This is a genomic window from Cupriavidus sp. WGlv3 (assembly GCF_023952475.1).
Classification (GTDB): domain Bacteria; phylum Pseudomonadota; class Gammaproteobacteria; order Burkholderiales; family Burkholderiaceae; genus Cupriavidus; species Cupriavidus phytorum.
Map to the genome: position 1 here is coordinate 473,652 of NZ_JALHRX010000002.1, position 11,788 is coordinate 485,439.

Genomic DNA, 11,788 nt, shown 5'->3' on the forward strand with positions numbered 1-11,788 from the left:
CGCCTGCCGCACATGCCTGCGGGCAGTGCCGGCGCGCGGGGCCTCACCGCCAGGAGGCAGATATGTTCAACTTCCGCAATGACCGCGGCAACCGCGGCCGGCCCGAAGCGCAACGCCGCGACCGCGGCCCCGAGCAAAGGATGCGCGATGAGAGCGAGGGCCGCGGCTCGGAGGACTGGGGGCAGGAATGGGGCGAGGATTGGCGCGGCGAGAGCAGCCAGCGCCGGGGCGAGTATGGCGGCCATGGCTATGAAAGCCGCCAGCGCTTTGAAGAAAACCGCCGCGACGAACAGCGCAACGAGCGTCGCGACGAACAGCGCAACGAAGGCCGCGGCCAGGGCCGCAGCATGGGCAGCGAGCGCGAATCCTCGCGCCACGGCGGGCCTTGGTATCAGCAGGACACGCCCGCCGGCCAGCGGCGCGGCAGCTGGGGCGAGAGCGGCTATGGCGCCGCCGATGTCGGTGGCAGCGGCCATCCGTACAGCAGCGCCTATGGCGGCTACCGGCCATCGCAGCAGGACAGCGGCTACCGCAGCGAGGAACGCGAATCGGGCTACGGCTATCGCGACGAAGACCGCTTCGGCCCGCGCGGGCGCCGCAGCGAATCCAGCGGCCGCGGAGAACGCTATGAGCGCGATGAGCGCAGTGAACGCGGCAGCGAGCGCAATCAGCGCGGCCAGGGCGGCTGGGGCTCGGAGCGGGGCCGCAGCGAAGGCGGCCGCGCCATGCACTGGCAGGAAGGCAGCGAACGCGACCGCGCCCAGCGGGGCGGACAGCCCAGCTATGGCGGTGGCTACTTCGGCGATCCGGGCCGTGGCGGCCAGTCGTTCAGCGGCGGACAGCGCGTCTACCCGGACGACCCGGGCTATCGGCGCCGCACCCCGTTCGCGGGGCAGGCCAGCGCCTCCGGCACGCAGGGCGGGCAGCATGCCGGCCGCCGCGCCACCGGACCCAAGGGTTACCGGCGCTCCGACGAGCGCGTGCGAGAGGATGTGTGCGAACGCCTGGCGATGAACCCGTATATCGACGTCGGCGAGGTCAGCGTCGAGGTAGCGAATGGGGTCGTGACGCTGGACGGCACCGTCAGCGAGCGCCGCGAGAAATACGTGGTCGAGGAGATCGCCGACGCGGTGTTCGGCGTCACCGAGGTCGACAACCGCCTGCGCGTGCAGCGCCAGCAAGGCAGCTCGTGGGCGGCAGGCTCCGAAGTGGGCGGCGACACAACGAGCAGCAGCAGCAGCGGCACCGCGTCGACGGGCGGCACTTCGCCGGACCGCACGCTCAACAAGAGCTGAGCCTTGCCCTCCAGCCAGGCCCCCGCGCACACGGCGCCCGTCCCACGGCGGGCGCCGCGCAAGCTGGCGCCTGACAGCAAGCTGATGGTGCCGCTGGACGCGCTGCGCCCCACCCAGATCACGGTGGGCGGCTACCACGTGGCGCAAAAGATCCACGTCACGCGGCGGGTTGCGCCCGAGGCGCGCGCGGCGTTCCTGGACCGGCACCGCGTGCACCTGGTGATCGGGCCGGAGCAGGTGCTCTATGTGGTCGATCACCACCACTGGGTGCGCGCCTGGCATGACCTGGGACTGACCCATGTGCCCGGCATCGTGCGCGCCGACCTGAGCGACATGGACGTACCCGCGTTCTGGCGCCACATGGTCGCCAATCACCTGGTCCATCCCTACGACGAGCATGGCCGCCGGCGGCCCCTGACCGAACTTCCCGAGGCCATCCACGATATGCGCGACGACCCGTACCGCAGCCTGGAGGCCTTCGTGCAGCTGGCGGGCGGCTATCGCAAGGTCAAGACCGCCTACCTCGATTTCCGCTGGGCGGACTTCTTCCGGCGCCACGTGCCCGGGCCGTTCGACACGCCGCATCACTTTGCCTTCGCGGTGGCGAGCGCGTTCAGGCTGGCGCACTCGCGCGAGGCCAAGGACCTGCCCGGCTATATCGGCGCGCTGGGGTGCTGAGCGCCGGGCCGGGACGATTACCCGTTATTGCCCTTCTTGCCGTTTGCTGGATGTGCGTGGCTTGCTGCCAGCAACTGCAGCAGCCGCGCCTCGTCCGCGCGCAGCCGCGCCATGGCGGGCGCGCGGCCGCGCGCCTGCAGCACGCCGGCCAGGTAGGCATCGATGACGTCGGGGTGCACATAGCATTTGCGGCACACCGCGACGGTGTTGCGCAGCTGGTTCGCGACCTCGCGGATGGCATCGGTCACGGCCTTGCGGCGCGCAGTCTCGCTGGCCGCTTCCGGCAGCTTGCGCAGGATCGCCAGCGCATGCACGCTGCCGGCCCAGGTGCGGAAGTCCTTGGCGGTAAAGTCCCCGCCGGTCACTTCCTGCAGGTAGGCGTTGACATCGGCCGAGCCGATCTCGCGGATCTCGCCGTCGCTGTCGCGGTACTTGAACAGGCACTGGCCCGGCAGGTCGGCGCAGTTGCGCACGATGCGCGCGAGGCGCGGGTCGTTGACCGAGACGTCGTGCGTGATGCCGCTCTTGCCAGTGAACTGGAAGCGCAGCCGGCTGCCGCGCACGGTCACGTGGCGCCGCCGCAGCGTGGTCAGGCCGTAGGTGCGGTTCTGGCGCGCGTAGCGCGGCGAGCCGACCCGCACCAGCGTGGCGTCGAGCAGCAGCACCACCGCGCCCACCACCTTCTCGCGCGGCATGCCGTTGCGGCGCAGGTCGCGCGCCACGCGCGCGCGCAGGCGCGGCAGCGCGGCGCCGAACGCCGCCAGCCGCGCGTACTTGTCGGTATCGCGCAGCGTGGCCCATTGCGGGTGGTAGACGTACTGCTTGCGCCCGCGCGCATCGCGCCCGGTGGCCTGCAGGTGGCCGCGCGGATCGGGGCAGATCCACACCGACTCGTATGCCGGCGGGATCGCCAGCGTCGCGATGCGCGCCAGCGTGGCGGCATCGGTCACGCGCTTGCCGTCCGGGCCGGTATAGCTGAAGCCGCTGCCATGGCGCCGGCGCGTGATGCCCGCGATGCCGTCGTCGACATAGCGCAGCCCCGCGTCGCGCAGCACCGTGTCGAGCGCGGCGGGGGCGTCGGTGGCGGGCAGCGTGCTGTCCATGGGCGCGCCAGCTCAGGCGGCGCCCGGCGCGCTGGCCGACTCGGGCTGCGGGGTTTCGAGCCCGGCATCGGGTGCGGGCGGCGCGGGCTTTGGCGGCGCCGGTGGCACCGCGCGCTCGGCGGTAACCGGGCCGGCACGGGCCACGGTGACCATTTCACGCAGCCAGTTGACCAGCATGCTGCTGTAGGTGCGCTGGAATTCCTCGTCGCTCAGGCCATGGTCGGCGCCCTTGATCACGCGGTAAGTGAGCGAGTTGGCATGGATGCAGGAATCGACATAGCTCATCACCACGGCATGGGGCACGATCTGGTCGTGCTCGGATTCGATCACCAGCACGTCGCCGGTAAACGCGGTGCAGGCGCGCAGCGCGCGATTGCTCGCGGGCGGCACCATGCTGCGCCGGTAGGTCACCAGGTCCTGCTCGCGGTGCAGCTGGCGCTTGGGCAGGTCCCAGCCCGTGTCCATGTACAGCGCCGGGGCCCGGAACGCCAGCCAGCGCACCTGGCGCAGGCTGCTGAGCAGCGCGGCCAGGTAGCCGCCATAGCTGCTGCCCACCACCGCGATCGCGTTGCGGTCCACCTCCGGCTGGCGCACCAGCACATCGTAGGCCGCCACCACGTCGGCAAGGTTGCGCGTGCGGCTGACGGTTTCGTACTGCGCGCGCGTGCCGGCATGGCCGGTCAGGTCGAAGGTCAGGCAGACGCAGCCCAGCCCCGTTACCTTGCGCGCCCGCGCCAGGTATTGCTGCTGGCTGCCGCCCCAGCCGTGCACGAACAACACACCCGGCAATTTGGTTTCCGGGCTGATCAGGGTACCGGCAATGGTGCCGCCTTCGCTTTCGATCTGCAGCAGTTCTTCATGCGTTGCCATCGGATTCAGGCTCCAGTCGTGCGTACTTGGTCAGGGGGCCGACATGGCGGTCTTCGCCCTGGTAGTAGATCTCCGCGTCATCCGGCACGCGCACATCGTTGCCGTAGACTTCCCGCGTCGACGCCACCACGCGCGTGCGCGCGGGGTCGTCGCGCAGCGCCGCCAGCGCCACCAGTTCAGCACCGGTGGCGCCGCCCACGCGCCAGGACTGCTCCAGTACGCCGCCCAGCATCTGCCCGTCACTGGCGCCGCCGGCCGGCGCGCCGAAGGCGACGTCGTAGTTGCAGCGCGACAGCACCATGCCGCCGCCTTCGCCATAGCAGGCCAGCGCGGCCTCGTGGTACACCATCGCCGCGCGCACCGCGGCGAGGATGCGGGCGTCGAACGGGTGCTGCAGCAGCGCGTCAAAGTTTCCGCGCACCACGGTCAGGGTCGAGCCGCCGTAGACCTTCTGGCCCCGGTTGTTCTCGGTCAGCCCCTGCGTGCCGCAATAGCTCGCTTCCAGTCCCGCCAGCACGACCTTGCCGACGCTGAAGGTCTGCGGCGCGCGGAGGTCGCGCTCCACCACCAGGCCGTTTCGCTCCACCTCATCCGTGGCGAGCACGGCCAGCGCTTCCTCCAGCGCGGCTTCGCCGTCGACCACGCGCTGGCCCAGCCCGCCGACACCGCCGGTATCCTTCAGCCGCACCGGCCCCAGCGTCAGCAGCCGCAGCGCCGCGATGCGCGCATCGCCGAGGCTGAACGCGGTAAAGCCCGGCAGCGTGGCGCCCACCACGCGCCGCACGAAGGCCTCGGACCAGCCCCGCGGCGCCGCGGCACCGGGCTCGACCAGGCCGTGCGTGATCGCCTTGGTGGCGACGAACGCATACGGCACCACGCCGCCGAAGAGATCGCTCTCGCCCTGCACGCCCAGACTTGCCGCCAGTTCGTGGCCGACCAGCGTCTGCGCCGGCACCAGGTACGGCGCGGGCCGTCCCGCTGCAGGCGCGGCGTAGTCGCCGGCGAACCGCTGGCCGGCAATCCAGGCCACCTTGCGGGCAATATTGGCAAGGGTCATGCCATGGTGGCTGTCGGCCTGGTCCAGGGTCTCGCAGCCGTAGGCCATCACCGGGCGGCTGCCCTGCTGCGCGGCTGCCGGCGCTGCAACCGGCAGCCCCGGTTTTCGCTTGCTTGCGTTGCTGGATACGGTCACGGCCTGCTCCTGTTTCGGTTGGTCACATGGATCCTGCGCAAGGGAGCCGCTGGCCGGCAAGCTAGGAGGCGGCCGAGGCGGGCGTCGCGGGTGCGCCGCCGGCGGGCGCTTCGGGCCGATGCCCGCGCGCGGCCCGCGCGTCACGCTTGGCGGCGTGGTTTTCGCGCGCCTCGTCGAGCGAATGGCTGGCCTTGATGCCGTCTTCCTGGTCGGCCAGCTCGGCCAGCTGGCGATAAAAGCTGACCAGCTGGCGCAGTTCGTCCTCGTCCAGGTCTTCGATCGACACCAGCATGTTGCTGGCCTCGCGGTGCGAGGCCAGCAGTTCGTTGAGCTTCAGGTGGACCGCCACGGCATCCTTGTTCTGGCTCTGCTGGATCAGGAACACCATCAGGAAGGTGACGATGGTGGTGCCGGTGTTGATCACCAGCTGCCAGGTCTCGGAGTACCCGAACATCGGGCCGGTGAGGGCCCACGCCACCACCACGCCGACGGCGAGCACGAACGCGGTCGGCGACCCGGCATGGCGCGTGGCGCCGCCGGCAAAGCGGTCGAACAGGTGCAGCACGGTGGCACGTTTGCCGGCGCCGGGCCGATGGCCAACGCCGGGCAGGATGGGGCTGGATTTGCGCATCGTTGCACTCCCAGGGATAAGTCGCCGGATTGGCCGCCGAGACTGGTGAGGGCTTGGGCGGCATGCTGATTTCATTGTATGGAGCGCATGGCCAATGTGCAGCGGGCGCAGTCCTACAACGGGCGCAGCACTTGCCGCGCCCCGCACCTTTCGTTTCTACATCGGGTGATAAATGTTGCCGGCAGCGTGACCGAGTTCACGCGCGCGCGACGTGCGCGGGCGACGGGAACGCTTCTTGCGCCGCATGTCATGACGAAGCGGCGACTCCCGGTGCGCCGGTGGCTGCCGGTTCGCCGGAACGCCGCCCTGTTGACCAGGGCCCGATCCGCACCCGGTGTCGGTCCCACCAGCAAACGGAGCCAGCCATGTTCCAGTCCCCTGCCACGCAACCCCGCGCGCCGCGCCGCGTCGTCGACATCATGACGCGCCAGCCGGCCTATATCACCCCCGATGAAACCATCCAGCATGCCGCGCAGTTGATGGCGGACCTGCACGTCGGCTCGCTGCCGGTCTGCGACGGCCGGCGCCTGGTCGGCATGCTGACCGACCGCGATATCACCGTGCGCGCCACCGCCGGCGGCCAGCCGCCGCAGGCCACGCGCGTGGCCGACGCGATGTCGCCGCAAGTGGAATGGTGCCTCGAGGACGAATCGCTCGAAGATGCGCAGCACAAGATGGAAGCCGCGCAGGTGCGGCGCCTGCCGGTGCTCGATCACGACCATACCCTGGTGGGCATCGTGTCGCTGGGCGACCTCGCCAGCAAGGGTGCCGATACGCGCGATTCCGGCGAGACGCTGGCGTCGATCTCCACGCCTTCGGCGCCCGCGCGCTGAAGCCGCATCGACCAGGAGCCGCGATGAGCGCAACCCCTTCCGCCGCTGACGAAGCCCTGCGCGTGGCCGTACGCGCCGAAATTGCCGCGGCCTTCGATGGCCGCTTTCCCGACGGCGTGACGCTCGAGGTGGCCGACCGGCGCGTGACCGTGCGCGGCTGCGTGGAAGACGTAGACACCGCGCAGCGCGTGGAAAAGGCCGCGGCGGTCAGTCCCGGCGTGCTGGGCGTACATAACGCGCTGTCGACGCGACAGCCGCCCGCGCCCGAACCGCAGGGACAGCCCCCCGGCAGCGGCAGGCACGCCGACCCGGCCGACAAGCCGGCCGGGCAGGTGAACCACAAGGTCTGAACGCCAACGCTGAACGGCATCGCTGAACGACACGGCGCCGGAGGTTTGCTCCGGCGCCCTGGCGTTTACGAGGTGCTGATGGGAGTGCTAATGGCCCGATGAGTTGTGATCAACCCCAGGGGTCATAGCGGTCGGCTTCCCAGTATGGCGAGATGCCGTAGTACTGGTGGATGCTGGTGGCCCATTGCGAGTCGGCCATGGTCGGCCAGTGGTCCTTGTCGAAGCCCGGCGCGGCCTTGAGCCGGTCTTTCTCGACGCCGAGCACGAAGCACTTGCGCCGCGTGTCGAGCGTCAGCGCGGACCACGGCAGCGCGAACAGCTTTTCGCCAATGCCGAGGAAGCCGCCCATTGCCAGCACGGCATAGGCGACGCGGCCGCCGAGCACGTCGATCATGATGTGGTCGATGGTGCCGATGTCGTCGCCGGCCGGGTCAACCACCTTGTTGCCCTCGAGCGTGTCGGCCGCCATCACGAACGGGCCGGGTCCCGGGGAATTGCGGTCGATGCCGCCGACGATCGAGGCGCCGTGCGGATGTTCGGCGCCGGGCGTTTCAGGTTGGACTGGATTCATGGATACCTCCGTTTGGCTGCTCGGGTAGCGGGTTGGAGCGAAAAGCGTAGCGCGATGCGCTAGCGGCGTGCGCGCGTGTCGGCCGGCACCGGCGGTACCAGCGGATCGAAGTCGGCCCAGCGGCCATCGACCCACTGGCCGTCGGCGCGCTCGACATCCTTGGCGCCGCCCTGGCGCAACACGGTCGCGACCGTGTCCGCCGTGGCGGTGTCGGTGCCGGTCAGGTGCGCCGCCAGCACGACCCCGGCATTGCGCACCGGCGGCTGGCCGGTGCGCGGGTCGCGCCCGGCATGGCGCGCCAGCGCCAGCGCGCCCGCGAGCGAGCCCAGGTAGGCACCCAGCCCGACCGCGAACACCAGCACCAGGATCGACAGCGGTGGCGTCGCGCCCAGCGCGGCCACCAGCGCCGCACCGACCGCGGCGCCCACGGCGGCGCCGATCAGCACCCCGCTGATGGCGCCCACGCCCGCTTTGCGCGCGCCGGCGTCGGCGGCGTGGTCGCCGCCGATGGCATAGGCGGCGTGCTGCCCGGGCGGGTTCACGTAGAACAGGTTCAGGTCCTGGTCGACAAACCCCTGCGCGCGCAGCCGGCTTGCGGTGGTCTCGGCGGTGGCGAAGCTGTCGAAGCGGCCAGCGATGATGGCGGACATGGTGGCTCCTTTTCGTTCATCGATGTGTTCGGAACCGCGGCGAGGCTGGTGGCAGCCACGCCGCGGCGCTTGGACTCAAGGTGGACTAAAGGGGGCAGGCACGCTCCTCAGCGCTTGGCCGACTTGCCCGGCTTGGCGGACCTGGCCGCGGTCCTGGCCCCTGCCTTGCCCCCGGCCGCTGCTCCGGTCTTTGCGGCAGGCTTGGCTGCGCGCTTGGTAGCGGACTTCGTAGCGGGCTTGGCGGCAGGCTTGGCCGTCGCCGACCTGGCCATGGCGGACCCGGTCGTTGCGGACCTGGTCGTGGATTTGGCAGCAGTCCTGGTCGGCGACTTCGCGGCCGGCATGTCGCCTGCCTTCGAACCCGCCTTCGCGCTCGCCTTCGCGCCCATCTTCGCAGCGGGCTTGCTCGAGCGCCCCGACTCCGCGGCTGCGCCCTTGCGCTGGCCGGCCGGCTTCGCGCCTACCGGCTGCTCCTGGCTGCCCTCCCTGAGCTTCCAGTCGACGTCGTCGCGCGCGGTCTGCGTCTTCTTCTCGGCGTGCATGGCAGCGCTGGGCGAGATCGGATCGCTGGCCGGGAAGGTCATCTCCAGCGAATCGTCGACGGCGGCCTGGTAGGTCTTGGCTTCCTTGCCGCGCGGCCGGGTGCCCGCGGCCGGCTTGCCGGCTGCGCCCTTGCCCGCGGACGGGCCACTGCTGCGGGTGGCCGGCGCGGTGCCGGCACGCGCCGATGGCGTGGCCCTGGTGGACTGCGCGGACCGCGTAGCGGTCGCGGACTTCGCCCGGGACGGCTTCTGTGCAACCTGCTCGGCCTGGGCGGACTTGCGGCTGGCGTTGGGCATGGTTGTTCCCTCCTTGGTTTAGGGTGCTTGATCCATGCAAGGGGCGGGCCAGAAGCTGATCAGCGGCCCTGCACGCAGGCAGGCGCTTCAGCGCGCGTGTGAACGCTGCCGTACCATGGCGCGCGGCCAGCGCGCGATGGCGTCGCGGGCAAGTGGTACGCGTAGCGTTGGCGCCGGCCGGGTAAAAACTACATCGATAGCGGCAGCGGAGCCGCCTTCAGGCCTGGCGCATATGGCGCGGGAACCGGACCGCGATGCAGACGCTGACCTTGTCGCTGTCGCAGCCGTCGCTCTCCGCGCTCAGCACGGCGCCGTGCATTTCCACCATGCGCCGCGTCAGCAGCAGTGCGCTGCTTTGCCGGGACGGCGGCTCGCCGCCCTGCGGCGGACGGCGGCCGAAGAAGTCGGTCAGAGCCGCCAGCCGGCTGGCGCCGCGCTGCGAATCCAGCGGCGGGCTTTCGGTAATGCGCAGCTTGACGTAGTCGGGCTCGCTGAACAGGTGCACGCTGACCGCGCCGCCCGTGGGGGCGCGCCAGATGCAGTGCACCAGCAGGTGCCGCAGCAACGGCGCCAGCCGCATGGCATCCCCATCGATCCGGTAGGCGTCATCCGGCGCGTCCGGGACGGCGCCCGGCGCGGGGGATGCGGTGGATGCCGTCGCAGCGTCCGACCATATCGCCGACCCGTCCGCGCTCAGCGGCGACAGCAGAACGCCGCGCGCCTCGGCCGCATGGCGCCGGTCGGCGATGGCCTGCAGCGCCAGCGTACGCAGGTCAAGCTGCTGCCAGCGGGGCGGGGTTTCGTCGGCAAGCAGGCGCACCCCCTCTTCCATTTCCTCGATCAGCGCCAGCTGCTGCTGCATGCCCGAGCGGATGCCGTCGAGCGCGCGCTGCGCCGGCGCCGGCGTGGTATCGAAGGCGCGGTCCAGCACATAGGCCCAGCTCTGGATGGCGTTCAGCGACGAGCGCAGGTCATGCGCGGATTGCTCGATCAGCGTGCTGACCTCCTGCACGCTGCGCACCTGCTGGCCACTGCCGTTGCCGGCCGCGACCTGCGCGTTCGGCGCCTGCGCGTCCGACTGCTGCGCGGAACCTGGCTCTGGAGTGCCCGGCAAGCCGGACGGCGGAAATTGCTGCGTCATGTGCAAAGCGGCCGCAGTGGCCAGGGGACATGGCAGGCCGGATCGGCCGGAGACATTGCCCTGCTCGGAAGCAAGAAACGTGCTGCGCGTGCCCAGGCCGCCGCCGGGGCCGCCACACGCACCCGCCATCCCCGTGATCCCAAGCGATGGCCCACGCCGTCATCCGGTTGCGGACGGGCCCGAGTCGTTGCGCGAGGCGCGCAGCCACTCTGGCAATTCGCCACGGGCGGCATAATCTTCCAGCCGGTTGTACAAAGTCTTGAGGCTGATGCCGAGGATTTCCGCCGCGTGCTTCTTGACCCCCGCGCACTGCTCGAGCGTGGCGAAGATCAGCTGGCGGTCGGCGTCGGCCAGCGACATGCCCACCGGCACGGACACCACCGCCGCGCCCGGCGCCTGCGTGGCCGCGACCTGCAGCGGCACCTGCGCCTCCGTGATGAGATCGTCGTCGGCCATGATGAAGGCGCGCTGCACGAAGTTGCGCAGCTCGCGCACGTTGCCGGGCCACGCGTGCAGGCGCAGGCTGTCGAGCACATTGGGCGCGAAGCGACGTTGCACGCCCTGCTCGGCATTGAGCTGGTCCAGCATCATGTTGGCGATCTGGATGACATCGTCGCCGCGCGCGCGCAGCGGCGGCAGCTCCACCGGGAAGACATTGAGCCGGTGGAACAGGTCGGCGCGCAGCTTGCCGTCGGCGACCGCTTCCTCGGGGTTGCGGTTGGTGGCGGCCAGCACGCGCACGTCGGCATGGCATTCGCGGTTGGTGCCGACCCGCATGAAGGTGCCGGTCTCGAGCACCCGCAGCAGCTTGACCTGCAGTTCGGCAGGCATCTCGGTGATCTCGTCCAGGAACAGCGTGCCGCCGTCGGCGCGCTCGAAATAGCCCTTGTGCTGGCGATCTGCCCCGGTAAAGCTGCCGCGCTCGTGGCCGAACATCTCGCTTTCGATCAGCGTGGGCGAGATCGCGCCGCAGTTGACCGCCAGGAACGGCTGGCGCCGCCGCGCCGACAGCTCGTGCACGGTCTGCGCGGCCAGCTCCTTGCCGGTTCCGCTTTCGCCGATCAGCAGCACGGTGGCCTCGGTGGGCGCCACGCGCGCGAGCTGGTCGTAGACCGCCTGCATCACCTCGGAGCTGCCCATCAGGCGGCCGAAGCGGCCGTAGCGGCGCAATTCGCCACGCAGCGAATGGATCTCGGCGCGCAGCTCGCCGGTGGTGGCGAGGCGCTTGAGCACGGTCTGCAGCCGTGCGACGTTGATGGGCTTGACCAGGTAATCGGTGGCGCCGGCGCGCAGCGCTTCCACCGCGCTTTCCACGCTGGCGTAGCCGGTGGTCAGGATCACCTCGACGCCGGAGGCGCCGACCTCCTCGAACAGTTCCATGCCGTTGCCGTCGGGCAGGCGCAGGTCGGCCACGATGGCTTCCGGCATGCGCCAGCCGATCTGCAGCCGCGCTTCACGCAGCGTGCCGGCGGTGGCGGAGGTGAAGCCTTCCATGGCTACGATCTCGGCCAGGGCGGCGCATGCGTTTTCGTCGTCATCGACAATCAGGATGTGGGGCATACGATCCGTCAGTGAGACCTAATGGAAACTCAAGGCAAACCCCCGGGCGCTGCCTTCCGCAACCGCAACGCCGAC

The 11,788-nt window shown here is 70.6% G+C and carries 13 protein-coding genes; 4 read left to right on the plus strand and 9 right to left on the minus strand.

Annotated elements, in window-relative coordinates:
- Window positions 1–62 precede the first annotated feature (62 nt).
- Window positions 63–1,295 (plus strand): BON domain-containing protein, encoded by a 1,233-nt coding sequence (locus tag MKD38_RS05575; RefSeq protein ID WP_252675107.1) that lies wholly within the window; start codon window positions 63–65, stop codon window positions 1,293–1,295.
- 84 nt (window positions 1,296–1,379) lie between these two features.
- Entirely contained in the window at window positions 1,380–1,973 is a 594-nt protein-coding gene (locus MKD38_RS05580; protein WP_252675334.1) for a ParB-like protein, read from the plus strand.
- Between the two features lie 17 nt (window positions 1,974–1,990).
- Here the strand turns inward: MKD38_RS05580 and MKD38_RS05585 are convergent, their stop codons facing one another.
- From MKD38_RS05585 to MKD38_RS05600, 4 genes are all read right to left on the minus strand, one after another.
- Window positions 1,991–3,076: a DNA topoisomerase IB gene (locus MKD38_RS05585; protein ID WP_252675108.1), complete on the minus strand. Its 1,086-nt coding sequence runs from the start codon at window positions 3,074–3,076 to the stop codon at window positions 1,991–1,993.
- A gap of 12 nt (window positions 3,077–3,088) precedes the next feature.
- Window positions 3,089–3,946, minus strand: coding sequence for an alpha/beta hydrolase family protein (locus tag MKD38_RS05590; protein WP_115702244.1), 858 nt, complete (start codon window positions 3,944–3,946; stop codon window positions 3,089–3,091).
- Window positions 3,933–5,138: a DUF3182 family protein gene (locus MKD38_RS05595; protein WP_252675113.1), complete on the minus strand. Its 1,206-nt coding sequence runs from the start codon at window positions 5,136–5,138 to the stop codon at window positions 3,933–3,935. The genes MKD38_RS05590 and MKD38_RS05595 overlap by 14 nt, the downstream gene beginning before the upstream one ends.
- Window positions 5,139–5,199: 61 nt before the next feature.
- A complete protein-coding gene (locus MKD38_RS05600) occupies window positions 5,200–5,769 on the minus strand; it encodes a low affinity iron permease family protein (RefSeq protein ID WP_252675114.1) in 570 nt (189 codons plus the stop codon).
- 365 nt (window positions 5,770–6,134) lie between these two features.
- Here MKD38_RS05600 and MKD38_RS05605 point away from each other — a divergent pair, with 365 nt between their 5' ends.
- Both MKD38_RS05605 and MKD38_RS05610 read left to right on the plus strand, forming a co-directional pair.
- Window positions 6,135–6,602: a CBS domain-containing protein gene (locus MKD38_RS05605; protein WP_252675116.1), complete on the plus strand. Its 468-nt coding sequence runs from the start codon at window positions 6,135–6,137 to the stop codon at window positions 6,600–6,602.
- Window positions 6,603–6,625: 23 nt separating this feature from the next.
- On the plus strand, window positions 6,626–6,952 hold the full coding sequence (locus tag MKD38_RS05610; RefSeq protein ID WP_252675117.1) for a BON domain-containing protein: 327 nt from the start codon (window positions 6,626–6,628) through the stop codon (window positions 6,950–6,952).
- Window positions 6,953–7,061: 109 nt separating this feature from the next.
- On the opposite strand, the gene MKD38_RS05615 is transcribed toward MKD38_RS05610, so the two are convergent.
- The 5 genes from MKD38_RS05615 to MKD38_RS05635 form a co-directional block, all read right to left on the minus strand.
- Window positions 7,062–7,523, minus strand: a complete 462-nt coding sequence (locus tag MKD38_RS05615; RefSeq protein ID WP_018005539.1) for a PRC-barrel domain-containing protein — start codon at window positions 7,521–7,523, stop codon at window positions 7,062–7,064.
- Between the two features lie 59 nt (window positions 7,524–7,582).
- Window positions 7,583–8,173 carry a DUF6861 domain-containing protein gene (locus tag MKD38_RS05620; protein ID WP_252675122.1) on the minus strand — a complete coding sequence of 197 codons (591 nt, stop codon included), beginning with the start codon at window positions 8,171–8,173 and terminating at the stop codon, window positions 7,583–7,585.
- A 107-nt stretch (window positions 8,174–8,280) separates the two neighbouring features.
- The gene (locus tag MKD38_RS05625; protein WP_252675124.1) at window positions 8,281–9,012 is read right to left on the minus strand and encodes a hypothetical protein; all 732 of its coding nucleotides are present in this window, start codon (window positions 9,010–9,012) and stop codon (window positions 8,281–8,283) included.
- 217 nt (window positions 9,013–9,229) lie between these two features.
- Complete coding sequence (locus MKD38_RS05630) at window positions 9,230–10,153, minus strand: sensor histidine kinase (RefSeq protein ID WP_252675129.1); 924 nt, start codon at window positions 10,151–10,153, stop codon at window positions 9,230–9,232.
- A 159-nt stretch (window positions 10,154–10,312) separates the two neighbouring features.
- A complete protein-coding gene (locus MKD38_RS05635) occupies window positions 10,313–11,713 on the minus strand; it encodes a sigma-54-dependent transcriptional regulator (RefSeq protein WP_018005543.1) in 1,401 nt (466 codons plus the stop codon).
- Between the last annotated feature and the right edge of the window lie 75 nt (window positions 11,714–11,788).